Origin of the sequence: Exiguobacterium sp. s21, from assembly GCF_018617975.1 — a bacterium.
Taxonomy (GTDB): Bacteria; Bacillota; Bacilli; order Exiguobacteriales; family Exiguobacteriaceae; genus Exiguobacterium; species Exiguobacterium mexicanum_A.
In genome coordinates this window covers 332,219-357,599 of the sequence record NZ_JACSLF010000002.1, presented here as the reverse complement: position 1 = coordinate 357,599, position 25,381 = coordinate 332,219, and the positions used below count along the sequence as shown (strand labels likewise).

The 25,381-nt window shown below is 52.8% G+C and carries 25 protein-coding genes; all 25 read right to left on the bottom strand.

Annotated elements, in window-relative coordinates; translation table 11 throughout:
- Window positions 1-31: 31 nt before the first annotated feature.
- Window positions 32-301, bottom strand: a complete 270-nt coding sequence (gene rpsO / locus KNP06_RS04330) for a 30S ribosomal protein S15 (protein WP_015881433.1) — start codon at window positions 299-301, stop codon at window positions 32-34.
- Window positions 302-425: 124 nt separating this feature from the next.
- Complete coding sequence (locus tag KNP06_RS04325; RefSeq protein ID WP_034777286.1) at window positions 426-1,352, bottom strand: bifunctional riboflavin kinase/FAD synthetase; 927 nt, start codon at window positions 1,350-1,352, stop codon at window positions 426-428.
- 15 nt (window positions 1,353-1,367) lie between these two features.
- A complete protein-coding gene (gene truB, locus KNP06_RS04320) occupies window positions 1,368-2,276 on the bottom strand; it encodes a tRNA pseudouridine(55) synthase TruB (protein ID WP_214710614.1) in 909 nt (302 codons plus the stop codon).
- Between the two features lie 48 nt (window positions 2,277-2,324).
- Window positions 2,325-2,675 carry a 30S ribosome-binding factor RbfA gene (gene rbfA, locus KNP06_RS04315; protein ID WP_034777282.1) on the bottom strand — a complete coding sequence of 117 codons (351 nt, stop codon included), beginning with the start codon at window positions 2,673-2,675 and terminating at the stop codon, window positions 2,325-2,327.
- A gap of 18 nt (window positions 2,676-2,693) precedes the next feature.
- The gene (infB, locus tag KNP06_RS04310) at window positions 2,694-4,928 is read right to left on the bottom strand and encodes a translation initiation factor IF-2 (RefSeq protein WP_214710613.1); all 2,235 of its coding nucleotides are present in this window, start codon (window positions 4,926-4,928) and stop codon (window positions 2,694-2,696) included.
- 21 nt (window positions 4,929-4,949) lie between these two features.
- Window positions 4,950-5,246: a YlxQ family RNA-binding protein gene (locus KNP06_RS04305; protein ID WP_021067159.1), complete on the bottom strand. Its 297-nt coding sequence runs from the start codon at window positions 5,244-5,246 to the stop codon at window positions 4,950-4,952.
- A complete protein-coding gene (gene rnpM, locus KNP06_RS04300) occupies window positions 5,243-5,521 on the bottom strand; it encodes an RNase P modulator RnpM (RefSeq protein WP_165569410.1) in 279 nt (92 codons plus the stop codon). The genes KNP06_RS04305 and rnpM overlap by 4 nt, the downstream gene beginning before the upstream one ends.
- A complete protein-coding gene (nusA, locus tag KNP06_RS04295; protein ID WP_034777276.1) occupies window positions 5,518-6,684 on the bottom strand; it encodes a transcription termination factor NusA in 1,167 nt (388 codons plus the stop codon). Before nusA ends, rnpM begins: the two co-directional genes overlap by 4 nt.
- Before the next feature lie 12 nt (window positions 6,685-6,696).
- A complete protein-coding gene (rimP, locus tag KNP06_RS04290; RefSeq protein WP_034777274.1) occupies window positions 6,697-7,167 on the bottom strand; it encodes a ribosome maturation factor RimP in 471 nt (156 codons plus the stop codon).
- Between the two features lie 119 nt (window positions 7,168-7,286).
- On the bottom strand, window positions 7,287-11,579 hold the full coding sequence (locus tag KNP06_RS04285) for a PolC-type DNA polymerase III (protein ID WP_214707473.1): 4,293 nt from the start codon (window positions 11,577-11,579) through the stop codon (window positions 7,287-7,289).
- Between the two features lie 75 nt (window positions 11,580-11,654).
- Complete coding sequence (locus KNP06_RS04280) at window positions 11,655-13,355, bottom strand: proline--tRNA ligase (protein ID WP_214710612.1); 1,701 nt, start codon at window positions 13,353-13,355, stop codon at window positions 11,655-11,657.
- 46 nt (window positions 13,356-13,401) lie between these two features.
- The gene (rseP, locus tag KNP06_RS04275; protein WP_138859588.1) at window positions 13,402-14,652 is read right to left on the bottom strand and encodes an RIP metalloprotease RseP; all 1,251 of its coding nucleotides are present in this window, start codon (window positions 14,650-14,652) and stop codon (window positions 13,402-13,404) included.
- 16 nt (window positions 14,653-14,668) lie between these two features.
- The gene (gene dxr, locus KNP06_RS04270; RefSeq protein WP_214710611.1) at window positions 14,669-15,814 is read right to left on the bottom strand and encodes a 1-deoxy-D-xylulose-5-phosphate reductoisomerase; all 1,146 of its coding nucleotides are present in this window, start codon (window positions 15,812-15,814) and stop codon (window positions 14,669-14,671) included.
- Window positions 15,815-15,826: 12 nt separating this feature from the next.
- Window positions 15,827-16,624: a phosphatidate cytidylyltransferase gene (locus tag KNP06_RS04265; protein WP_138859590.1), complete on the bottom strand. Its 798-nt coding sequence runs from the start codon at window positions 16,622-16,624 to the stop codon at window positions 15,827-15,829.
- A gap of 1 nt (window position 16,625) precedes the next feature.
- Window positions 16,626-17,363 carry an undecaprenyl pyrophosphate synthase gene (locus KNP06_RS04260; protein WP_034777251.1) on the bottom strand — a complete coding sequence of 246 codons (738 nt, stop codon included), beginning with the start codon at window positions 17,361-17,363 and terminating at the stop codon, window positions 16,626-16,628.
- Between the two features lie 83 nt (window positions 17,364-17,446).
- Window positions 17,447-18,007 carry a ribosome recycling factor gene (gene frr, locus KNP06_RS04255; RefSeq protein WP_034777248.1) on the bottom strand — a complete coding sequence of 187 codons (561 nt, stop codon included), beginning with the start codon at window positions 18,005-18,007 and terminating at the stop codon, window positions 17,447-17,449.
- Window positions 18,004-18,729, bottom strand: a complete 726-nt coding sequence (gene pyrH, locus KNP06_RS04250; protein WP_138859591.1) for a UMP kinase — start codon at window positions 18,727-18,729, stop codon at window positions 18,004-18,006. The genes frr and pyrH overlap by 4 nt, the downstream gene beginning before the upstream one ends.
- A 108-nt stretch (window positions 18,730-18,837) precedes the next feature.
- Entirely contained in the window at window positions 18,838-19,719 is an 882-nt protein-coding gene (gene tsf / locus KNP06_RS04245; protein ID WP_138859592.1) for a translation elongation factor Ts, read from the bottom strand.
- Between the two features lie 117 nt (window positions 19,720-19,836).
- A complete protein-coding gene (gene rpsB, locus KNP06_RS04240) occupies window positions 19,837-20,577 on the bottom strand; it encodes a 30S ribosomal protein S2 (RefSeq protein WP_021067146.1) in 741 nt (246 codons plus the stop codon).
- Between the two features lie 152 nt (window positions 20,578-20,729).
- On the bottom strand, window positions 20,730-21,098 hold the full coding sequence (locus KNP06_RS04235; protein WP_214710610.1) for a hypothetical protein: 369 nt from the start codon (window positions 21,096-21,098) through the stop codon (window positions 20,730-20,732).
- A gap of 13 nt (window positions 21,099-21,111) precedes the next feature.
- Window positions 21,112-21,882: a FliA/WhiG family RNA polymerase sigma factor gene (locus KNP06_RS04230; RefSeq protein ID WP_034777239.1), complete on the bottom strand. Its 771-nt coding sequence runs from the start codon at window positions 21,880-21,882 to the stop codon at window positions 21,112-21,114.
- Between the two features lie 11 nt (window positions 21,883-21,893).
- Window positions 21,894-22,379, bottom strand: a complete 486-nt coding sequence (locus KNP06_RS04225; RefSeq protein ID WP_138859594.1) for a chemotaxis protein CheD — start codon at window positions 22,377-22,379, stop codon at window positions 21,894-21,896.
- Window positions 22,372-22,971 (bottom strand): chemotaxis protein CheC, encoded by a 600-nt coding sequence (locus KNP06_RS04220; protein ID WP_138859595.1) that lies wholly within the window; start codon window positions 22,969-22,971, stop codon window positions 22,372-22,374. The genes KNP06_RS04225 and KNP06_RS04220 overlap by 8 nt, the downstream gene beginning before the upstream one ends.
- Window positions 22,961-23,392 carry a chemotaxis protein CheW gene (locus tag KNP06_RS04215; RefSeq protein ID WP_214710609.1) on the bottom strand — a complete coding sequence of 144 codons (432 nt, stop codon included), beginning with the start codon at window positions 23,390-23,392 and terminating at the stop codon, window positions 22,961-22,963. Before KNP06_RS04215 ends, KNP06_RS04220 begins: the two co-directional genes overlap by 11 nt.
- Before the next feature lie 12 nt (window positions 23,393-23,404).
- A complete protein-coding gene (locus tag KNP06_RS04210) occupies window positions 23,405-25,378 on the bottom strand; it encodes a chemotaxis protein CheA (RefSeq protein WP_214710608.1) in 1,974 nt (657 codons plus the stop codon).
- Window positions 25,379-25,381: the final 3 nt, after the last annotated feature.

Here is a 25,381-nt window from a genome sequence, read left to right as displayed (position 1 = left end):
GTGTCCCAGTCCGTCACATGGTCCGTTCGGATTAACGACGGAGACCAAGGCGTTGAATCAATTCACGGTAACGTGTAACGTCCTTGTTACGAAGGTACGTAAGCAAGTTGCGGCGACGTCCAACCATTTTCAAAAGACCGCGACGTGAGTGGTGGTCTTTCTTGTGTGTACGAAGATGATCGTTCAAAGTGTTGATTTGTTCAGTCAATACTGCAACTTGAACTTCCGGTGAACCAGTGTCACCTTGTTTTGTCGCGTATTCCGCGATGATTTCGTTTTTACGTTCTTTTGAGAGTGCCATTGCCTCTCCACCTCCATTTAATAGAAAATTGCCGCGTTGCCGAGCCGTCGTTGGTGAATCGTCCAGCCAAGCGAAGCGGTGTACTTTGCGTACCAAATTAGGATACCGTACCACCCATTCAAAGTCAAGACAGGATTGCCCGGGCGGCTGTCTCATCTTGCTTGAGTTGAGCGATGAGTGCGTCGAGCCCGTCGAACGCCCGCTCGTCACGCAAGTAATGCATCCATTCGATCTCGATCAGTTGCCCGTATAGATCCTCTGAGAAATCGAACAAGTGGCTCTCGATCGAGACGTCACCGGTCGCATAAAACGTCGGCCGCCGCCCGACGTTCGTCATCGCGTCGAACGTCCGGCCGTCCTGAAGCCGTACACGCGTCGCGTAGACACCGAGACGCGGCATGACGTACGAGGCGTCCATGACGACGTTCGCCGTCGGGTAGCCGATCGTCCGGCCCCGGGCGTCGCCGTGGATGACTTCCCCGCAGATGACGTACGGCGTACCGAGCAATTCGCTCGCCACATCGACGTCTCCGGCACCGAGCAATTGACGAATCCGTGTCGACGACACTTTTTCGCCGCCGCTCGTCTGCTCGGCGACGACCGAGGTCGTGAAGCGACCACGCGCATGATACGGCAGCGTCTCCATCGTCCCCTCACCGAATTTACCATACGAGTAGTCGAATCCTGCCGTCACGTGGACCGCACCGGCACCGATCAAATAGTCATCCACGAATTGTTGCGGTGACAGGCTCGCCAACTCTTTCGTGAACGTGATGACGATACACCGTTCGACACCGAGTCCGGCAATTCGGTTCAATTTCCGCTGGAGCGGTGTGATATAACGGACCGCATCCGGTTTGTTTGAGAGCACTTGTTTCGGGTGCGGGTCGAACGTGATCACGGTCACGGGTACATCGAGCTGTTTCGCTTGCGCCTGTGCATGCCGAATCACGGCCTGATGTCCGGTGTGGACGCCGTCGAAAAATCCGAGCACCATGACCGAAGGGACCAGGTCTGGTGTCTCAGGATACGTCAGATGGATCGTTTCCATACTTCAATCTCCCCTTTAGTCGATGGTCAACATGACCTCGACATTTGCGTCTGTTGTTCCGTCAAGCCGTCGATAGAGGGCAAGTGGAATTCCTTCTTCATTATAGACAGTAAACAGTTCAAATTCGAGCGAGACGTCGTTCAAACGCCCCCCGTTTCGAATATACCGCTCCCGATTGGCCGGAATCGTCATGGCAGGCCAACGTTTGATGACCTCTTCGAGCGGGATGAGGTGGTTCATGCGTTCCTCGACTGTCTCGAAGTCGGCGAGTTGTTGCAACGTGACAGCGGCCGTCTCCTCGAACGAACCAGACCTCGTCCGCCGCAGGTCGCTCATATGAGCCGGATAGCCGAGACGCTCCCCGATTTGGACGGCGAGCGTCCGAATGAATGTGCCTTTGCCACACTCGACGTCGACACGGAAACGGCAGACCCCGTCTTCGATGACCGGGTCATTCGTCCGGACGAGGCGATGAATCTCGACGATACGGCGCGGTCGTTCCACCGTCTGACCTTTTCGGGCGTATTCGTACAATTTCTTGCCGTTCACTTTGACGGCAGAGAAGTACGGTGGGATTTGCTCAATCTTTCCTATCAACGTCTCGAGGACGCGATCGATGTCTGCAGCAGTGAACGCCTCCGGACCGACTTCGCGCGTCTCGACGACCTCGCCATAGGCATCCTCGGTCATCGTCGCCGTCCCGATTGTAATCTCGGCGGCGTACCGTTTGCCTTCATCGGTCAGAAAACGTGACAGCTTTGTCGCCCGGCCGAGACAGATCGGCAGGACACCGGTCACTTCGGGGTCGAGCGTGCCGGTATGACCGACTTTCTTCGTTTGGAACAATTTACGGAGCTTGAACACGCAGTCGTGGCTCGTCATGCCGCTGTCTTTATCTAAAATCAATACACCTGTTGGTCCCATCTGGATTCCTCCCATCAAAAAAGGGGAGACGCGAGTCCCCCCTTCAATTTATTGGTCGTTCCGATTTAAGTCACGAATCAATGAATCGATATGGCTACCATATGCGACCGATGAATCGTATTCGAACGACAATTCTGGCGTTTTCCGAAGACGAATGCGGCTCCCGATCTCGCGGCGAATAAATGCGCTCGCCTTATCGAGACCAGCTTGCGTCTCAGCCTTCACTTCGGCGTCGTCTCCGAGCACCGTGTAGTAGGCTGTCGCTTGCTGCAAATCTCCCGTCACATCGACGCTTGTAATTGTAGCGTTCTTCGTACGTGGGTCGTTGACTTCACGGAGCAAGATATCTGTAATCTCTTTACGCATCTGCTCTGCGACGCGTTGGGCACGAATGTTCATACGTGTTCCCTCCTCGCTTTATTTACGTTCGACTTCTTTCATGATGAACGCTTCAATAACGTCCTCCACTTTGATGTCGTCGAACTTCTCTACTTTAATCCCACACTCGTAACCTGTCGCGACTTCTTTGACGTCGTCTTTGAAGCGGCGGAGCGTATCGAGTTTTCCTTCGTACACAACAATCCCGTTACGGATGATGCGGACGCCGGCGTCGCGTGAGATTTTACCTTCTGTGACGTAACAGCCGGCAATCGTACCGACTTTCGAGACTTTAAAGACGTCACGGACTTCAACTTGTCCTGTGATTTCTTCAACGAACTCAGGGTCGAGCATCCCTTTCATCGCGCTCTCGATTTCATCGATCGCGTTATAGATGATGCGGTGCAGACGCATTTCAACATGCTCTTGCTCGGCCATCGACCGGGCGTTACCATCTGGGCGAACGTTGAATCCGATGATGATCGCATTTGCCGCCGAAGCGAGAATGACGTCACCTTCTGTGATTGCACCGACACCTTGGTGGACGATGTTGATTTTAACGCCTGCGACGTCGATTTTGCGGAGTGAACCAGCGAGTGCTTCAGCCGAACCTTGAACGTCTGCTTTGATGATGACGTTCAAATCTTTGACTTCGCCTTCTTGAATGCGGCTGAACAAGTCATCAAGACTAACTTTAGCCGATTCGCGACGCTGTGATTCGAGGTAACGTTGGTAACGTTTTTCTCCGATTGCACGTGCTTTTTTCTCATCTTCGAATACGATGAACTGATCCCCGGCTTGTGGGACATCGTTCAATCCTGTGATCTCGATTGGCGTCGATGGACCGACTTCTTTCACACGACGACCGATATCGTTGACCATGGCCCGGACGCGTCCGAACGTGCTGCCGACGACGATCGAGTCACCGATCCGGAGTGTCCCATGTTGAACGAGAAGCGTGGCGACAGGACCGCGGCCTTTATCGAGCTTCGCTTCGATGACCGAACCGCGAGCTGGCATTTCAGGCGTCGACTTGTACTCTTCGACTTCTGATACGAGTAAGATCATCTCGAGCAACTCATCGATCCCCTCGTCTTTCAAAGCTGAGATCGGTACGAAAATCGTTTCACCGCCCCACTCTTCCGGTACGAGACCGAACTCTGTCAATTCTTGTTTGACGCGGTCAGGGTTTGCGCCTTCTTTATCCATTTTGTTCACGGCGACAATGATCGGCACGTTTGCCGCTTTCGCATGTGAGATGGCTTCTTCTGTCTGTGGCATCACGCCGTCATCCGCTGCGACAACGATAATCGCGATATCTGTCACTTCAGCTCCACGGGCACGCATCGTCGTAAAGGCGGCGTGACCTGGTGTGTCGAGGAACGTGATCTTTTTATCGTTGACTTCAACTTGATAAGCACCGATGTGCTGCGTGATTCCGCCGGCTTCACCAGCAACGACTTTCGTGTTGCGGATCGAGTCAAGAAGTGTTGTCTTACCATGGTCAACGTGACCCATGATTGTGACGACAGCAGGACGCTCAACAAGCTCGTACTCAGAGAAGTCGATTTCCACTTCTTCAAAGTCCGTCTCATCGATGAGTACTTCTTTCTCCACTTCATAACCGAATTCAGTTGCAAGCAACTCAATCGTCTCGTCATCAAGCGTTTGGTTGATCGTCGCCATGACACCAAGACCCATCAACTTCATGATGATCTCGTTTGGCTTTTTATCCATCTTCGCAGCGAGGTCCGATACGCTGAGGACATCATCGTACTTGATGACGTTGCCCATTTCAGACTCTTGCGCTAAACGAGCTGCTTTACGTTGACTCGTTTTCGAATTCGGATCCGCTTCCAATGGCACGGCTGCTTTCGCAGGTTTGCCTTTGAATTTACCACCGCGCTTCTTATTGCGGTTGTCGTTGCGGTTGTTGCCGAAACGGTTGCCACCACGGTTGCCCGCTTGGTTGCTTTGACCGCCAGACGCTTGTGGGCGTGCTTTCGGTGCTTCTTGCTTGGCAGCAGGCTTCGCGTCAGCCGGTTTTGACTCGGCAGACTTCGTTTCAGCTGGTTTCGTTGCAGCTGGCTTTTCTTGCTTGTCAGCCGAACGGTATTTCTCAGGATTGAAGACACGGTCGAGTTGCTTGACCGACTCCTCATCTAAGACAGCCATGTGGTTTTTCACTGGCTTGTTCATTTTCTCGAGCTGAGTAATGACTTGTTTACTTGTTACATTCTGTTCTTTTGCAAATTCATAGACGCGTTTTCCCAAAGCATCCACCTCCGTTAATAGTTAAGAGAGAAGTTGCTTAAGCTTGTTCGCAAATCCGGATTCTGTCACAGACACGACGACTCGCATGTCTTTACCTAAAGCAGCTCCGATCGTATATCGGTCGCTCACTTCAATCAATGGAACACCATACGATGTACACTTGTCGGTAACCCGTTTTCTCGTAGACGCTCCAGCGTCTCCGGCAAGGATGACAAGCTTGGCTCGGCCAGCTCGCACATCCTTCAACACAAACTCTTCTCCCATCGTTACTTTCCTCGCACGTGCGGCAAGGCCTAACAATGATTCCCACTGACTCATGATTCCGCTCCTGTGACAGCTTGAAGCAGCTGCTCATAAAGCGCGTCACTCGTCTTGACTTTTAAATGATGATCGAGTGTCCGTTTTTTCTCTGCTAAACGAATCACATCCGCATCTTTCGACAAATACGCTCCACGTCCGTTCAATTTACCAGACGTATCGATGACGACGTCACCTTCCGGCGTCCGAACGACACGAATCAACGCTTGTTTCGGTAACATTTCTTGCGTGACCACACATTTGCGCAAAGGAAGTTTCTTTTGCTTCATGGTCATTCCTCTTCTTTCACCGTTGTCGGCTCGAGGGCGACGTCAACCGAGTCAGTCTGTTCCATTTCATTGTGAACAATTTCTGGCTCCGGTTCAACTTTTTCGGCGTACGTATCATACAAGTCCATGCCTTCTGCATCGGTCTCGCTCTTGATATCAATTTTCCATCCCGTCAATTTAGCGGCAAGACGGGCGTTTTGACCACGCTTCCCGATGGCGAGTGACAATTGATAGTCTGGCACGACGACCGTCGTCGACTTATTCGGTTCATTGACGTACACGTCAACGACTTGAGCCGGGCTGAGTGCGTTTTTCACGAACTCTTTCGGATCGTTCGACCAACGAACGATATCGATTTTCTCACCGTTGAGCTCATCGACGATCGTTTGGACACGTTGCCCTTTCGGACCGACACAAGCGCCGACTGGATCGACGATGTCTGAATGGACGGCAATCTTCGAACGATCACCCGCTTCACGTGAGACCGACATGACGTCGACCGTACCGCTCGCGATTTCTGGCACTTCGAGCTCGAACAAACGACGCAACAGACCTGGATGCGTCCGCGAGACTTGAATGGCTGCGCCAGAACCTTTCGTCGTCGAATCGACTTTCGTCACGTACACTTTGATACGGTCATGAATCTGGTACGATTCATTCGGCATCTGTTCGTTCGGTGTGAGCACCGCTTCGATATTGTTTTCAAGACCGATATACAAGTTGCGTGGGTCGAACCGTTCCACAATCCCCGTCATGATCTCGTCTTCTTTATCGACGAAGTGGTTATAAATGCGCTCGCGCTCGGCTTCCCGCATCTTTTGCGTGACGACTTGTTTGGCTGTCATCGCCGCGACGCGACCGAAGTCGCTCGGTGTGACTTCTTCTTTATGAAAGTCCCCTAACTCGTAGTTCGGGTCAATCTCATGCGCTTCTTCGAGCGATAATTGTTGCTCGGGATGCGAGAGACGTTCAACGACTTCGAGAAGTGCGAAGACACGAATATCACCAGTCACTTGGTCGAATTCAACTTTTACGTTTTCATTCGGGTTGGCGACGTTTCGACGATATGCCGAAATTAGCGCCTGCTCGAGCGCATCGATGATAATCTCTTTCTCGATTCCTTTTTCGTTAGCAATCTGTTCGATTGTTGTGAGTAATTGTGGCCCCATCTTTACCTCTCCTTAACTAAACGTGACCGCTAGGCGGGCTTGTGCAATTTTGTCTACCGGTAGCGATATCGCTTTTTTTCTTGTCTTGATGCGCGTCTCGACGACGGCGGTCTCGCCGTCATATTCCGTCAAAATGCCTTCGAACTCTTTGGCACCTTCAATCGGGGCAAACGTCTTGATATAGACGTTCTTCCCAATCGCACGTTCAAAGTCGGTCGGCTTTTTCAGTGGTCGCTCGGCACCGGGACTCGAGACGTCAAGATAATAGGCTTGTTCGATCGGATCGCTATCGTTTAGTTTTTCCGAGAGTTGTTCGTTGATGTTGACGCAATCATCTAAATCGACGCCCCCCGGCTTGTCGATATAGACGCGCAAGAACCAATCTGGCCCTTCTTTCACGAATTCGACATCGACCAATTCCATGTTCTCACGCTCCACGATCGGCAACGCGATCGCTTCGACGACTTCTGTTATTTTGGACACTCTCATCCCTCCTTCTGGCTTTTACATACAAGAAAGGAGTAGGGTTCCCTACTCCTTTCCGTCGTAGTATCCAACATTGTTCGATACCAATATATCATATTTTCCCGGTTTTTCGCAACTTACACCCCAAAATCAAAGAACGAGAGTTGGTTCTCATCCGGGAGGCCTTCGAGACATTTCATCGTATCGAGCGTCTCGACAATCGTCTTCGACAACTTGGCCCGTTTGCGCAAGTCTTCTTTCGATAAAAACTGTCCTTCGGCGCGCGCCTCGACAATCGCTTTCGCCGCGTTCGTACCGAGACCATCGACGGCATTGAACGGCGGGATGAGCGTGTTCCCTTCAATCAAGAACTCGGTCGCGCTCGAACGGTACAAATCGATGTTCTGGAACTTCATGCCGCGCTCTAACATCTCGAGTGCGAGCTCGAGCACGGTGTGAAGCCCTTTGTCTTTCGCCGTGGCTTCAAATCCTTTTTCACGGATATCCGACATCGCTTTACGCACGGCCTGTGACCCTTTGATCATGGCCGACAAATCGAAGTCGCCGGCCCGGACCGTGAAGTACGTCGCGTAATACAGAATCGGATGATGCACTTTGAAGTAGGCGATCCGGACGGCCATGAGCACGTACGCCGTGGCGTGCGCTTTCGGGAACATATACTTGATCTTCTTACAAGACGAGATGTACCATTCCGGGACATCGTTGGCCCGCATCTCCGTCTCCATGTCTTCCGACAAGCCTTTCCCTTTCCGTACCGACTCCATGATTTTGAAGGCGAATGACGGTTCGAGGCCCGCATAAATCAAGTAGACCATGATGTCATCACGACACCCGATGACGTCTTTCAGTTCGCACGTCCCATTATAGATGAGCTCGTTGGCGTTCCCAATCCAGACATCTGTCCCGTGAGACAGTCCCGAAATTTGAACGAGTTCGGAGAACGTCGACGGTTTCGTCTCTTCGAGCATCTGCCGGACGAACTTCGTCCCGAACTCTGGAATCCCTAGCGTACCCGTCTTCGATTCGATTTGCTCCGGCGTGACACCGAGTACTTCCGGCGATGAAAAGATTTTCATGACCGTCGGATCGTCTGTCGGAATCGTCTTCGGATCAATGCCCGATAAATCTTGCAGCATGCGGATCGCGGTCGGGTCATCGTGACCGAGAATATCGAGTTTGAGCAAGTTGTCATGAATCGAGTGGAAGTCAAAGTGGGTCGTTTTCCACTCGGATGACTTATCATCGGCCGGATATTGGATCGGCGAAATTTCGGCGATGTCCATATAATCCGGGACGACGATGATCCCCCCCGGGTGTTGTCCCGACGTCCGTTTGACGCCGGTGACGCCCGAGACGAGCCGATCGACTTCGGCGTTCCGATAAATCTTATCGTTCTCGGTCGCATAACCTTTCACATATCCATACGCCGTCTTATCGGCAATCGTCCCGATTGTACCGGCACGATACACATACTCTTCACCGAACAACACTTTCGTGTAGGCGTGGGCGTGTGGTTGATATTCACCCGAGAAGTTCAAGTCGATATCCGGTACTTTGTCCCCTTTGAAACCAAGGAACGTCTCGAACGGGATATCGTGCCCGTCCTTCGTATACCAAGTCCCACACTCCGGACATTGCTTGTCGGGAAGGTCATACCCGGACCCGACCGATCCGTCGTCGAAGAAGTGGGAATGTTGACACTTCGGACAGACGTAATGCGGCGGCAACGGGTTGACCTCGGTGATTTCGGTCATCGTCGCAACGAAACTCGAGCCGACCGAACCACGTGAACCGACGAGATAGCCGTCGTCGAGCGATTTCTTGACGAGCTTATGCGAAATCAAATAGATGACCGCAAAGCCGTGTCCGATAATCGATTTCAGCTCTTTCTCGAGCCGGGCCTCGACGATTTCCGGCAGTTGTTCTCCGTAAATCGAACGGGCCATGTCGTAACTCATGTTCCGGACCTCATCGTCTGCGCCTTCAATCTTCGGCGTGTACAAATCGTCCGGAATGATTTGAATCGACTCGATTTGATCGGCGATCGCATTCGGGTTCGTGATGACGATTTCGCGGGCGAGTTCGTCCCCGAGGAACTTGAACTCTTCCATCATCTCTTTCGTCGTCCGGAAATGGGCGTGCGGGAGTTCTTTCCGCGTGTTGATGAAGTTGGCACCACCTTGCGTCCGAATCAAGATCTCTCGGTACGAGCGGTCTGTCCGGTCAAGGTAATGAACGTTTCCGGTCGCACATACCGGCAGGCCGGCCTGTCCGGCGACGCGAATGATCCGCTTGATGATTTCCCGTAACTCGAGCTCGTTGGCGACGATCTCTTTATCGATCAAATGCATATAGAGCGCCGGGGGATGAATCTCGATGAAGTCGTAGAACGCCATCATCTTCTCAAGCTCTTCGTCTGACTTGTTCAGGGCGGCGTCAAAAATTTCACCGTTGTCACACGCAGAACCGATGAGGAGTCCTTCACGACGCTTCACGATTTCCGAGCGCGGCATGCGTGCCATCCGGAACAAGTAATCGATGTGGGACAACGAGATTAGTTCGTATAAGTGACGAAGTCCCGGTTTTTTCGTTTTCGCATAAATCGTCGCATGGAACGGACGGATTTTCGAGACGTCGCTTCCGACTTTCGCGTTCAGTGAGCGATGCGTCTGCATCTCAAACATCTGTTTGGCGAGTTCGAGCAGTTTCATGAGCAAGTACGCCGTCGCCTCCGCATCATAGATGGCCCGGTGATGCTGGGTCAACTCGATATCGAATCGCTTCGCGAGCGTGTTGAGGCGGTGGTTTTTGAGCGTCGGTAAAATCGTCCGGGCGAGTTCGAGCGTGTCGATGACGGGATAGTCATCCGGCTCGTGCCCCCCGCTCCGAAGCGTCGCTTCTAAGAAGCCCATATCGAACGATGCGTTATGGGCGACGAGGATGCCGTCCCCGCACCAATCGACGAACTGTTTGGCGATGACTTCGGGATCGGGCTGGCCATGGACCATGTCGTCCGTGATGCCCGTCAGCTCGATCGTCGTAGCCGAGAGCGGATGTTTCGGATCGGCGAACGCCTCGAACCGGTCGATGATTTCACCGTCTTTGATTTTGACCCCGGCGAGTTCGATGATTTTGTTGTAGACGGCCGAAAGTCCGGTCGTCTCGACGTCGAAGACGACATATGTCGCATCATCGAGCGGGACATCGGTCGGGTGATACGCGACCGGCACGCCGTCATTGACGACGTTCGCCTCGACCCCGAACAGCACTTTGATGTCATTCTTTTTCCCGGCGTAATAGGCTTCCGGGAACGACTGGACGCCGGCGTGATCGGTGATGGCGATGGCGCGATGGCCCCATTTGGCCGCCCGGGCGACGAGCGCCGATACGTTCGTGACCGCGTCCATCTGGCTCATTTGCGTATGCGCGTGTAATTCGACGCGTTTCTCACCGGCCCACTCGTCACGGGCCGGTTCGACTTTCACTTCTTGCAGTTGCGATGCCATCATGCACAGTTCGCGCATGAAGCTGTCATCCTCGACCCGGCCAGCCGCTTGGATCCACATGCCTTTTTTGACGGCGCTGAGCATCCGGTCATCATCGTCATCGCGTGCGAACACTTTGACGATGAGTGAATCGGTATAGTCCGTCATCTTGAACGTGAACAGTTTCTTCCCGCTCTTCAGTTCTTTCCGTTCGGCCGAGAAGACGAGGCCACGGATGGCGACGCGTCGTTCTTCTTCGATGATCGTCTTGATCGGGACGATCTCGTCTTTGATCAAGGCGCCCATCCGTACCTCGGTGACCGGTTCGTCGTTCGTCTCGGTCGCCTTCGCGAATTGCGCTGCGAGCGCGAGCTTCGCTTGTTCCAAATCTTCTTGCACGACTTGTTCACGGAGCGCTTGGTTTGCTTCTTCATTCTCCGAGAACAGCGCTTGGCAAGGTTTCTTCATAAAGCCATAGGCGCTATAGAGCGCTTGGACTTCTTGGCATAACTCTTTATCGACATAGTTCGCCTCAGGGGCCGAGCGCACCGGGATGAGCAATTTGTTCTGCTCAAAGCGTGGTGAGACCGATGCGAAATAACTGCGCATCGCACCCGACACTTGGCTGAGTTCACTGACGATACGCGGCCAATAGTCGATATAATCCTGTTCGGCACCGCCTGAGGTCGTCGTGAAACGCGCGTACACCTCGTCAGCGAACGTCGCGTACCGGCTCTCGATTCGGCTCATGAACAGTTGATACACCTCGTACGGTAACACGCGCTGCAACTGGAAATAAAACGTCCACGTCCGGCGCTGCTTGTTGACGACAAGTCGCGTCAATTCCGCATCGTCGAATTGTTCCGTCTCGGTTGTGATGCCGAGATCGGTCAAGAGCAATTGCATTTTTTGATTAGCTTCCACGGGTAAGAAGTCCCCCCTTTTATCATTCGATGTCGAAAAATGAAGGTGACGGCAAGAAACCGTCACCTTCATCGATCATTTTGCCTCGTTCAGTTGCGCCGTGATCACACGTGGCAACTCATCTACCGTCGTCTCAAGGACTTCGCCAGTGGCACGTACTTTCACTTCGACGATACCTTCGCTCGCTTTTTTCCCGACGTTGATACGAATCGGAAGACCGATCAAATCAGCATCGGCGAATTTGACGCCAGCCCGTTCTTTACGGTCATCATACAACACATCGTACGTCGATGACAGCTCATCGTATAAACGGTTCGCGAGTTCGACTTGCGCTTCGTCTTTCGTGTTGATGGCAATCAAGTGCACATCGAACGGAGCGACGCTCTTCGGCCAAACGATACCGCGATCGTCATGATGTTGCTCGATGACGGCCGACAATGTGCGTGAGACGCCGATGCCGTAGCAACCCATAATGAGCGGTTCGGCCCGACCTTCTTCGTTCAAGAACGTCGCGCCCATCGCTTCTGAATAGCGCGTGCCGAGCTTGAACACTTGTCCGACTTCAATCCCGCGAGCGAAGCGGACCGGACCCGACTCGTCAGGTGCCATGTCGCCTTCGACGACGAAACGGAGGTCATGATACGTCAAATGCGACAAGTCGCGTTCGGCGTTGACGTGCGTATAATGGGTGTTCGCCTCGTTGGCGCCACATACCGCGTCGACCAAATATTTGACGGCGTAATCGGCCACGACTTTGACCGGTGCATGAATCGGTCCGAGCGTGCCCGGCTCACAGCCGAACAAGTCGATGATCGTCGCTTCTTCTTCCATTTGGATGTCGAGTCCGCCGAGGGCGTTCTTCACTTTGACGTCGTTCGCCTCGTGATCACCTCGAACGATGACCATGACCGTCTCGCCATCGACGTTGAAGAGGACCGTCTTGATCGTCGTCTTCGTGTCGACGTTCAAGAAGCGCGCCACATCTTCAATCGTCTTATTGTCTTTCGTGTCGACCTTGTCGAGGGCAAGCACTTCGGCCGCTTGCATGTCATAGCGGTCGAGCGTTTCTGCCATCTCGATATTGGCGGCGTAGTTCGACGTGTCCGTATAGACAATCGTGTCTTCCCCGATATCGGCAAGCGCTTGGAATTCGTGCGTGTCTTTCCCGCCGATGGCACCCGAGTCAGCTACGACCGGGCGATATTTTAAACCGATGCGGTCAAAGATGTTGGAATAGGCGTTATACATGTTCTTGTATTCGTCGTCCAAGTCATCTTGTGTGGCGTGGAACGAATACGAATCTTTCATCAAGAACTCACGACCCCGGAGCAGTCCGAAACGTGGACGACGCTCGTCGCGATATTTCGTTTGAATCTGATACAAGTTGACCGGTAACTTTTTGTAGGAGTTGAGTTCATCGCGCACGATCGACGTGATGAGTTCCTCGTGCGTCGCACCGAGGGCGAAGCGACGATCGTGACGATCGGTCAATCGCATAAGTTCAGGACCATAAATACCCCAGCGACCCGTCTCTTCCCACAGTTCCGCCGGTTGAATCGCTGGCATGAGCAATTCTTGGGCACCGGCCCGGTTCATCTCTTCGCGGATGATCGTTTGAATCTTTTGTAACACGCGGTGGCCGAGTGGAAGATACGAATAAATTCCAGCGGCGTTTTGGCGCATGAAGCCTCCGCGGACGAGGAGTTGATGGCTGACGGCTTCTGCGTCGGCCGGCACTTCTCGAAGCGTAGGCATGAACAGTCTCGATTGTTTCATAGGTATCAATGTTTCCCTTCTATAACCCGATTAGATCTTACTTTTATTATTTAAAGAATGATTGAATATCATTCCACGTGACGATCAACATGAGGAGCATGAGCAAAGCGAACCCGATAAAGTGGACGAATCCTTCCTTTTTCGGATCGATCGGCCGTCCGCGCACCGCCTCGAACAAGAGGAAGATGAGTCGTCCTCCATCGAGTGCCGGGAGCGGCAACAAGTTAAAGATGGCCAAGTTGACTGATAAAAGTGCCGTCCAGTTGAGGAGCATGATGAGCCCGCTCGCCGCCACTTCATCGGTCATGCGGACAATCCCGACCGGTCCGGCCAATTGGTCGACGCCGACTTGACCGGTAACCAAATCACCGACCGCGGAAAAGATGAGCGTCGACATCGTCCACGTCGTCTCAGCCCCAGTCGTGAAGGCTTTCGTCGGTGAACGCTCGAGCGCGTTCGTCACGCCCAATATCCCGACCGTCTCGCCGTTTTGTTCGACCGCTTGCGGCGTGAGCGTCACCGTTTGTTCTGCATCATCCCGAATATACGTCACTTCCGTTGGCGTGTCAGCCCGGTCGGCAAGCACAGTCCGAAGGTCGAGCCAGTCATCAATCGTCTCGCCTTCGATGGAGACAATTTCATCTCCCGCCATAAGACCTGCTTGATCTGCAGCCGAATCTGGCTGCACCGTACCGATTCGTCCATCGTCCGTTGGCGTCCCTTGGACGAGACCGACGATGACAAGCAAGATGAAGGCAAGGACGAAGTTCATCGCTGGGCCGGCTGCAATCGCGAGCACACGTTTCCATACCGATTGAGCTCCGAACGTGCGGTCGTATGGGGCAATTTGAATTTCCATGCCTTGGTCGACGAGAAGCGTGTCCCGTTCAAGTGAATAGACACGGACCTCATCATCGACGAGTAACTGGATCTTCAATTCGCGAATCGAATCGAACTTGTCGACCGTCCCGACGACGTGCACGTCTTTTGCCTGGTCCGGCTGGAAGTAGACACGATCGACCGTGCCGGCGTTCGTCAGGCGTAACCCGACGTGTTGACCGGCTTTCACTTCGATCGGCTCAAAATCTTCTCCTGCCATTTTGACATACCCACCGATTGGCAATAAGCGAATCGTATACAGCGTCTCATTCTTTCTGAACGAGAGGATTTTCGGTCCAAACCCGATTGCAAATTCATGACAGAGAATCCCTGCCCGTTTCGCCATGACGAGGTGTCCCCATTCATGAACCGATATGAGTACCCCAAACATCAAAACGATGGCGATAAAAGTCGTCATTGTCTATTCCCCACCTTCACTTTCCTTGCTGAATTTGTTCTCGAACCGCTCGGTCGACTTGAAGGATCTGTTCGAGCGTCGGTTCTGCAATTACCGTATGTGTCTCCATCGCTTGTTCAACGATCCGTTCAATATCGAGGAAAGCGATCTCCCCGTTCAAGAACAGCTCGACAGCCGCCTCGTTGGCCGCATTAAGCACCGTCGGCATCGAACCACCGGCGCGTCCGGCCTCATACGCGAGGCGTAAAGCCGGATAACGCGTCAAGTCGGCTTCTGCGAAGTGAAGCGTTCCGATTTCTCTCAAGTTTAACCGCTTGTTCCCCTCGATTTCAAGACGTTTCGGACCTGAGAGCGCATAGAGGATCGGTCCCCGCATATCCGGATTTCCAAGCTGCGCCATGACGGCGGCGTCTTTGAATTCGACCATCGAGTGGATGATGGACTCACGATGAAGCACCACTTCAATATCATTATAATCGATATCGAACAACCAGTGCGCTTCGATGACTTCGAGTCCTTTATTGAACATCGTCGCCGAATCGATCGTGATTTTCGCCCCCATCGACCAGTTTGGATGTGCGAGCGCCTCTGCGACGGTCACGCCGTCTAATTCATCCCGCGACTTGTCACGGAAACTCCCGCCTGATGCCGTTAAGATGATTTTCGAGACGTCCTCTCGGCGTTCACCGTTCAAACATTGATAGATGGCCGAATGTTCACTATCGACTGGAAGCAGGCTGACCCCATGCTTCTTGACGGCTGCCGTGACGAGATGGCCCGCCGTGACGAGCGTCTCCTTGTTCGCCAAAGCGATGTCTTTACCTGCCTCGATGGCAGCGAGCGTCGGCTCAAGACCGACAGCCCCGACGACGGCTGTGACGACGATGTCAGCCCGCTCTGCGGTCGCACATTCGATCAACCCTTCAAGTCCGATAAAAAAGAGTGGTTCGTATGTAAGTCGTGGTTTGAGTCGTTCGAGCACTTCGATGTCTTTGGCGGACACGTATTTCGGCCGCAAGCGGTTGATCCATTCCTCGGCTACATCTACATTCGTTCCGAAGGCATAGGCCTCAAGTTCAAACAAGTCGGGGTGCTGTTCGATGACGTCACATGTCTGTACGCCAATCGAACCAGTCGCCCCGATTAAGCTGATTCGCTTCATCTTGACACTCCTTTATAACAAATTAAATACCCAGATGACGGTGAATACCGCGATCATACTATCAAAGCGGTCCAAAATGCCACCGTGTCCCGGTAACAGATGACCCGAATCTTTTACGTTGAATTGACGTTTATACGCCGACTGCACCAAGTCCCCGAGTTGCCCGACGACGGATACGACGACCGCGAGCACCACTACTTCGAGAATCGGCAACACCGGTTCGACGAGGACGTAGACGAGACCGACGACGATAGACGAGATGATCCCACCGACCGCCCCTTCAATCGTCTTGTTCGGACTGATTGAGGGCCACAGTTTTGTCTTACCGATTGCTTTGCCCGTGAAGTAAGCACCCGAGTCGGTCGCCCAAATCATGAACAGGACGAGAAGTACTTTGACGAGCCCATCCTCCGAAAGACGGACGAGCGCAAAACTAGAGAAACCGATGACGAGATAGACAGCAGATACAAAATAAAAACTCGCGTCTTCATACGTGAAACGGTTTTTTGTGACGACCGTCCAAAACAGGAGGAGCATTAAACCGAGCACCATCCATTGATTCGTCGACATCGGCATCTCGCCCATGACAAGCTGTCGCTCGAGCAACATCAATACGAACGGGAAGGCTACAAGGAGCGACGTCACAAGGAACGGAAACGCCGTCAACTTGTGATTGCGCATCATCGTGAACTCGCTCAGTCCAATCAAGGCGAGCACACCCATCAAGATGACGAACGGACTGCCCCCGAGGGCGATCAAGCTGACAAAAATGGCACCGGCCCAAAGACCGGTAATAATTCGAGTCTTCATGTCACACCCCACCAAACCGGCGCGTCCGCGCGTTATACGCTTCGATTGCCTCGACGAAGTGGTCTCGTTTGAACTCAGGCCATAACACGTCTGTGAAATGGAGTTCAGCGTACGCCCCTTGCCAGAGCAAGAAGTTCGAGAGACGCTGTTCCCCGCTCGTCCGGATAATCAAATCGACGTCTTGCATATTTGTCATGAGACGCTGTCCGATCATGGCGTCATCGATGTCGTCCGGTTGAATCTTCCCTGCCGCTACATCGCTGGCGATATGGCGCATCGCTTGTACGAGCTCGTCGCGGCCACCATAGTTTAAGGCAAAGACGAGATCCAGACCTGTGTTCGTCGCCGTGCGCGTACGAGCCTCATCGACTGCATCCCGCGTGCCGCGCGGTAATTTTGACACATCACCTGCGACGAGGACGCGAACATTTTGTTCGTCCAGTTCTTTTAAGTCCGTCTCTAAAAATTGTTTCGGCAATTTCATCAAGAAGTTGACTTCTTCTTCCGGACGCGTCCAGTTCTCCGTCGAGAACGCATAGAGCGTCAACGAACGGATCCCGAGTTCTTGGGCGGTGCGAACCGCTTCCCGGACCGATTTCATCCCTTCCCGGTGACCCATGATGCGAGGGAGTCCACGCTTTTTCGCCCAACGGCCGTTGCCGTCCATAATAATAGCGACGTGTTCGGGGATGCTCAGTTCCGCCTCGGTCTTCGTTTTAGGATTCACCCATTTAAACATACTCTATCCTCCTGATTGTATGAAAGAGGGACCCTCTCAGTAAAAGGGTCCCCACACAGCTTTTTGGTATACCACTTCCGTGATTACACTTCCATGATTTCTTTTTCTTTCGTCGCTGCAGATTCATCAATCTTTTTGATATACGAATCCGTTAACGATTGAACGTCATCCGCGTAACCGCGAAGGTCGTCCTCAGTCAAGTCCCCATCTTTTTCAAGCTTCTTCAAGTTTTCGTTGGCGTCACGACGAACGTTACGGACAGCGACTTTCGCTTCTTCCGCATATTTCTTCGTCACTTTCACGAGCTCTTTGCGACGCTCTTCCGTCAAAGCTGGGATGGCGAGACGAATGACGGTCCCGTCCGACGACGGCGAGAGACCAAGGTCGGCTTTTTGGATCGCTTTTTCAACGTCAGACACCATCGACTTGTCCCATGGTTGAATCAAGAGAAGGCGTGCTTCCGGTGTATTGATGTTCGCGACTTGATTGAGCGGTGTCGGTACGCCGTAGTAATCGACTTGAACCGGGTCCAAGATCGACGCGCTCGCGCGTCCCGTCCGAAGTGTCCCGAAGTCACGCTTCAGCGCGGAAACGGCTTTCTCCATTTTCTCTTCAGCAGTTTTCAATACGTCATTTACACTCATGAATTGATTCCTCCTACTACCGTCCCGATATGTTCCCCGAGTACGACACGTTTGATGTTTCCTTCTTCAAGCAATGAGAATACAATCAGTGGGATATGGTTGTCCATACATAGTGACGTGGCTGTCGAATCCATCACTTGGAGACCGTCCTTTAAGACGTCCAAGTACGTGAGCGTGTCGTATTTGACTGCATCCGGAACGAGTTTCGGATCGGCCGAATAGACGCCGTCGACGTTGTTTTTTCCCATCAAGATGACGTCAGCTTCGATCTCCGCTGCGCGGAGTGCCGCTGTCGTGTCTGTCGAGAAGTACGGGTTCCCCGTCCCTGCCGCGAAGATGACGACGCGACCTTTTTCAAGGTGACGCATCGCCCGGCGACGAATGTACGGTTCAGCCACTTGGCGCATTTCGATTGAGGTTTGGACGCGTGTTTGGACACCGTTCGTTTCAAGGCTATCTTGTAGCGCGAGCGAGTTCAATACCGTGGCGAGCATGCCCATGTAATCCGCATTCGCTCGGTCCATGCCGAGCTCGCTACCGGTCTTGCCGCGCCAGATGTTCCCGGCGCCTACGACGACGGCAACTTCGACGCCCAAGGCGACCAATTCTTTAATTTGCCCAGAGATCGAATTGACGATGGCCGGGTCAATCCCGTACCCTTGATCTCCAGCGAGCGCTTCCCCACTCAATTTTAACACAATTCGCTTATATTTCGGTTCCATACTTTGCCTCCTCTTGCTTGAAAAAAGGGAACACGCTCCCTTAACGAACTAACTCAAGGTTATACAGACGTGTTCCCAATTTTGATAGCACCATGTGAATGATGCAGATTATTTTTTAAGTTGGTTCATTACTTCTTCAGCAAAGTTTTCTTCGCGTTTTTCCATACCTTCTCCAACTTCGTAACGTACGAATGAGTTGATACGGCCGCCTTTAGACTCTACGTATTTCCCAACTTTGAAGTCAGCGTCTTTAACGAATGTTTGGTCGACGAGGCAGATTTCCTCGAAGTACTTGTTCATACGTCCCGCAATCATCTTCTCGACGATGTTGGCAGGCTTGCCTTCGTTGAGGGCTTGCTCAGTCAAGACTTTCTTCTCACGATCTGCTTCTTCAGCCGATACTTCGTCGCGTGTCGCGTAAAGTGGGCGTGCTGCTGCTACGTGCATGGCTACGTCTTTTGCAACTGTTTCGTCTGTTGTACCGTCGAGGACAACGACTGAACCGATGCGGCCGCCCATGTGGAGGTACGTGCCGAAGACTGCATCGTCCGCTTTTTCAAGGACAGCGATGCGACGGAGTGAGATTTTCTCTCCGATTGTCGAAGCTTCTTCTTGAATGTGTGTTTCAAGCGTTTTACCAGCTACGAATTCAGAAGCGAGTGCCGCTTCAACTGTCGTTGCGCCTGAAGTAAGAACAGCTTTTGCTACGTCTGAAACGAGTGTTTGGAACTTCTCGTTTTTCGCAACGAAGTCTGTTTCTGAGTTAACTTCGACGAGCGTAGCTTTGTTGCCTTCAACCGCTACTGCCGTCAAACCTTCTGCTGCGATACGGTCGCCTTTAGCTGCTGCTTTCGCGATCCCTTTTTCACGAAGGAAGTCGATTGCTGCTTGCATGTCACCGTTTGTTTCAGTGAGTGCTTTTTTGCAATCGAGCATACCTGCACCTGTTTTTTCACGAAGTTCTTTTACCATTGCTGCTGTAACTGCCATCGGAAATTCCTCCTTGTAAAACTTACAATTTTTTAAGAAAAAGCACTAAGGCTTTATATACGTGTCCTAAAAAAAGGTGATAAAAGGCTTTCCCTTTATCACCTGTTGTCTGACTGATTACTCAGCTTCTGTCGCTTCAGCTTCTGGAGCTACCGCTTCTTCAGCTACTTCTTCTTCGCCTTGTTTCGCTTCGATGATTGCATCTGCCATCTTCGAAGTGAGCAATTTAACGGCACGAATCGCATCGTCGTTCGCTGGGATGACGTAGTCGATTTCGTCTGGGTCACAGTTTGTGTCGACAATCGCAACGATTGGGATGTTCAATTTGTGAGCTTCTGCAATCGCGATCCGCTCTTTACGTGGGTCAACGATGAAGAGTGCATCAGGAACACCTGGCATGTCCTTGATTCCGCCGAGGAACTTCTCAAGACGTGTCATTTCTTTTTTCAAGATGATGACTTCTTTCTTAGGAAGTACTTCGAACGTACCGTCAGCTTCCATTTTCTCAAGCTGCTTCAAACGGTTGATACGTTTTTTGATTGTTGAGAAGTTTGTGAGTGTTCCACCCAACCAACGCTCATTGATGAAGTACATACCTGAACGGAGTGCTTCTTCTTTGATCGTGTCTTGAGCTTGTTTTTTCGTACCTACGAAGAGGACGTTTCCGCCTTCTGCCGCGAGTTCACGAACGAAGTTGTACGCCTCGTCTACTTTTTTGACCGTTTTTTGAAGGTCGATGATGTAGATGCCGTTACGCTCCGTGAAGATGTATTTCGCCATTTTTGGGTTCCAACGGCGTGTCTGGTGACCGAAGTGTACACCAGCTTCGAGCAATTGCTTCATTGAAATTACTGCCATGATAAATTTCCTCCTTGTGGTTTAAAAAAGTCCTCCGCCTCGTTCATCGTTGTATTCCGACCTTTCGGCACCGAGGAATACCATCCCGAGACGTGTGTGATGTGTTTAACACCAAAAAATACTATAGCATATGTCCGCCAATCCGGCAACTCTCACTTTTTGCGAAGTTTGGCATATAAGGCGACTTCTCCCTCACCTTTTCCGAGGAGTCGGGCCGTCTCCCGGACCGAATGGTTCAGTAAAACGTCCTCGACGTGCGGTGCTGATTGCGTATCGTCATCCGATGTCTCTCGTTTTGGCTCCGCATGGGTCGACTGAGCACCGGCAACCTCTTCGTTTGAGGACGCTGGTTGTTTCACGACATCGTTCATCGATTCCATGAACGACAACAGGAGGGCCTCGGTCTCACGTTTCTCGTGCTCGAGTTGCGTGACGCGAGCGGTCAACGCCTGGACTTGACGAAATAAGATCAGCAGTCCGTAAGCGACGATACAGGCGATTGCGATATATACGATGGTCATCTCCATCCCTCCTTCACGATGTCTTTTCTTCTAAATACGAACGTCCAAGTGCAAGCTTTAACGTCTTTAACGCCTTGGAATGGATTTGGGAGATACGTGACGTCGACAGTTCCAACACTTCGCCAATCTCGGTCAACGTCAACTCGTCGAAGTAGAACAACGAGACGACGAGACGTTCTTTCTCGGACAAGTGCTCGATTTCGGTCGTCAGCACGTCGAGCAGCTCGCGCTGCAATAGCGTATCCTCCGGTTTTTCAGAGTCAGGGTCGAAATACGTGACGGACATGACCTTGCCTTCTTCTTGAAGCGTCACCGCTTCATCGATCGACAACATGTTCGCGAAGTACCCTTCCGCCATCGCCTTCTCGATTTCCGACACCGGTAGTTCGCAGGCGCTCGCGAGTTCTTCTTTCGTCGGGGCCCGGTGCAACTTCTGCTCGAGTTGTTCGGCGATGTGATCAATTTTTTTCACGCGTTCGCGCACCGAACGCGGTAACCAATCAATTTTCCGCAGCCCATCGATGATGGCGCCACGTATCCGAAACGCCGCGTACGTGTCAAACTTGTTGTTGTGTTCTGGATCATATTTCATGAGGGCATCGTACAATCCCATGTAACCCAAACTTTTCAATTCGTCGCGTTCGACGCTCTTCGGGAGCGTCACGATCATTCGTTGCACGTGATAATGGATGAGGAACTCGTAGTGCGCCAATAGTTCATTCGCTGTATCCATATCGCGGTCAGTGTTCCAACGATCCCACAACTCGGTAAGCTGAGTCGTCATGTCGATCCCCCCTAGATTTCCTTAGTTCCTACGCTGACCGTTCGAATCGACAGGACGCAAGTCGCCACATCAAATTCGATCGTCCGTCCGTTATGCCCGCCACAGTCTTCTGCGATGAGCGGGATACGGTGCGCTTTCAGTGCGTTGCGCACGGCTTCGGCGTTTCGTTCACCGATCCGCATCGCCTCGTTCTCATACTTGAATTGAAACATTTGGGCGCCGCCGGCCATCTTCGCTTGCAGCCGACCCGCTCCGGCCCGTTTCAACGACGCGACGAGCGCATCGATGGCCGTATCCGCATATTTTCCTACTTCAACCGTTTGGTGTTTCCGGGCAATCGCCGAATCCGGCAACATGACATGGGCCATTGCCGCGACTTGGAGCCGGACGTCATACAAGATGACGCCGACGCACGAACCGAGTCCTGCCGTTCGCAATTTGTTCGGCGCGGTCGTCTGCTTCCATTCCGCGATGCCGATTTTGATGACTTCAGCCATGGCCAATCAACCGCTGTTGTATCCGTTCGAGCGAGCCATGCGTCGGTAGGAACAACACATGCCCAGCACTTACTTTCTCATCGATGCGGAACGTCGTATCGATGTAGAGTGCCGCATCTTCCTCAGGTTGGACCGACGTGACGACGAATTCGACGATCGAACCCGCCATGTCGACCGCTGTCGCCGGGACTTGGATGGAGATTGGTGTATCGAGCCAATCCCCGAGCGCCCGGGCGTAAGCCCCGCTCATGATGTTTCCGATTTCTTCCCATGCCGACTGGCCGAGCTCGTCCGCCGTTTGGAACGAGAACGTGCTTCCGATGAGGGAAGCGACCATTGTTTCGGCATCATCGACCGGAAACAAGATGAGAATCATGCCGCTAATGTCACCGCCGAGCTCCAACAAGACGGACGCCACGTGACGTTCCGGCCCGCCGACGCGTTCCGGCAAATACGTGATCGGTTCCATCTCCGCCGAGGAGACGGTGATCGTGACCGGCTTGCCCAAGAGCGTCGACAATGCCGTCGCGGCATGACCAGAACCGATATTGCCGAGTTCTTTCAATAAATCTTGCTCGAACTCACTCAGCATGCTGTTCCTCGAATAATGCGTTGGCATCGAGGAGCGAGAACAATTTGTCCTCGCCCTTGGCGATCGCCGTCAAGTGAGCCGACAACATGTCTCGGCTCGACTCCGGAATCGGCTCGATGCGAACGTCTTCGCTTTCCACGACCTCGTTGGCCCGGTCGACGATAAAACCGGCATCGCCTTGATTGAGTGAAGCGATCAAAATCCGTGTTTCTTCGGTCGGTTCAACTGCCTCGTAACCGAGACGGAGCCGAAGGTCGATGACCGGTGTGACGACCCCGCGCAGATTGATGACACCTTTGACGTGAGCCGGCGCGTTCGGGACGCGTGTGACCGGTTGTACCCGTTCAATCGAGCGGACTGACTGGACATCGATTCCGTATGTGTTCGATCCCAATGAAAAGACTACCCATTTTTCTTCCATCCTTCTTCCTCCTTAGAACAGATCGTTGCTGTCGACAATCAAGGCGACACGCCCGTCTCCGAGTATCGTCGCACCAGAGATGGCCGGGATGCCCTCGAGATAAGTTCCGAGCGGCTTCATGACGATCTCTTGTTGGCCAATCAAGTCATTGACGACCACACCGACGAGCTTGTTTCCTTTGCGGACGACGACGACCGGGAATTGCGTCTTCGTTTCCGTTTCGATCGCGAACATTTCTTTCAAGTAAACGAGCGGGACGAGCTGACCTCTGAAGTCGAAGACGCGTTCGCGATGGGCCGTCAATATGTCGGCCTCGTCGAGGAGCGTCGTCTCGAGAATCGATGACAGCGGAACGGCGTACGTCTCATCGCCGACTTGTACGAGCATCGCCGAGATGATCGAGAGCGTGAGTGGCAAGCTGACTTGGAATTTCGTCCCTTGTCCGACGACCGTCTCGAGCGTGACGACCCCGCCGAGCGATTCGATCTTGTTTTTGACGACGTCTAGTCCGACGCCGCGACCTGAAAGATCGGTGACGACGTCTGCCGTCGAGAATCCAGGTGCGAAGATGAGCATGGCTACTTCGTTGTCCGTCATCGCCGTCGCTTCTTCAGGCGTGATGACGCCTCGTTCGAGTGCTTTTGAGCGGACTTTATCGACATTGATCCCTGCCCCGTCATCCTCGATTTCAATGAAGACACGGTTGCCGCCATGGTAAGCGCGAAGCGCGAGTCGACCTTGTTCCGGCTTCCCGGCTTCGAGGCGGACTTCCGGCAACTCGATGCCGTGGTCGATGGCGTTACGAATCAAATGGACGAGCGGGTCACCAATCTCATCGATGACTGTCCGATCGAGCTCGGTCTCAGCACCGGTGATCTCAAGTTGGACTTTTTTATGGATATCTTTCGCGACCGAACGCACCATGCGCGGGAAGCGATTGAACACTTGCTCGATCGGCATCATGCGGAGGGTCAAGACGAGCGATTGAAGTTCGTTCGTACCGCGTTTGATTTTCTCGACCGTTTCGTTCAGTTCAGGTTGACCGACTTCGTCGGCGAGCCGCTCAAGACGACCGCGATCGATGATGAATTCTTCGAACAAGTTCATCAGACGATCGATCCGCTCTAAGTTGACACGAATCGTCTTCGCTTGTGCGACGGCCTGTTCTTTCGGTTCGTCCGCCTCCACCGCTTTCGGTTTCACTTCGGCCACGGCGACACTCTCGGCACTGACGGCGACTTCCGGCGCACCGGCTGCCGCACTCGTGTAAGGTGTCACTTGGACGTGCTCGACTTCCGACACTTGGGACACGGCATGCTCAATCACGTCCGCTGACTCCTGAGACACGAACAAGACGTCAAATGAGAGATCGAACTGTTCTTGCTCGATCGCCTCGGTCTCAGGAACCGTCCGGACGACTTCGCCGAGTTCTTGGAGGCGATCGAACACCATGTAGGCGCGCGCCGCTTTCAACACGACGGCATCCGATAGCTTCACATGAAGTTGGAACGCTTCGAAGCCGGTCTCTTTCGCTTGCGTGATGACCGAATCGGTATATAGGTCGGCCGTGAAGACCGTCTCATCGACCACCTCGACTGCTTTCGGAGTGCTACCGATAAATGACTGGAACGCGGACACTGTCGCCGTCACATCGATGTTTGCGCCTCTGCCTCCCGTCTCGATATCAGCGATCATCTCTTCGATTTGTTCCATGGCCGAGAACATCGTATCGAGCAACAACTGGTTGCTCTCTTTCTTTCCGGCTCGAACCAAATCGAGCGCGCTCTCCATCTCATGCGTCAAGTTGGCGACACTCTCGTATCCCATCGTCGCCGACATCCCTTTGAGCGTGTGTGCCGAGCGGAAAATCTCTTGAATCGCTTCCTGACTGCCCGTCTGTTCTAGTTTCAACAGCTGGGTGTTAACCGATTGGATATGTTCTTGAGATTCGTCTAAAAACAATCCTAAGTATTCGTTCACGTCCATCTA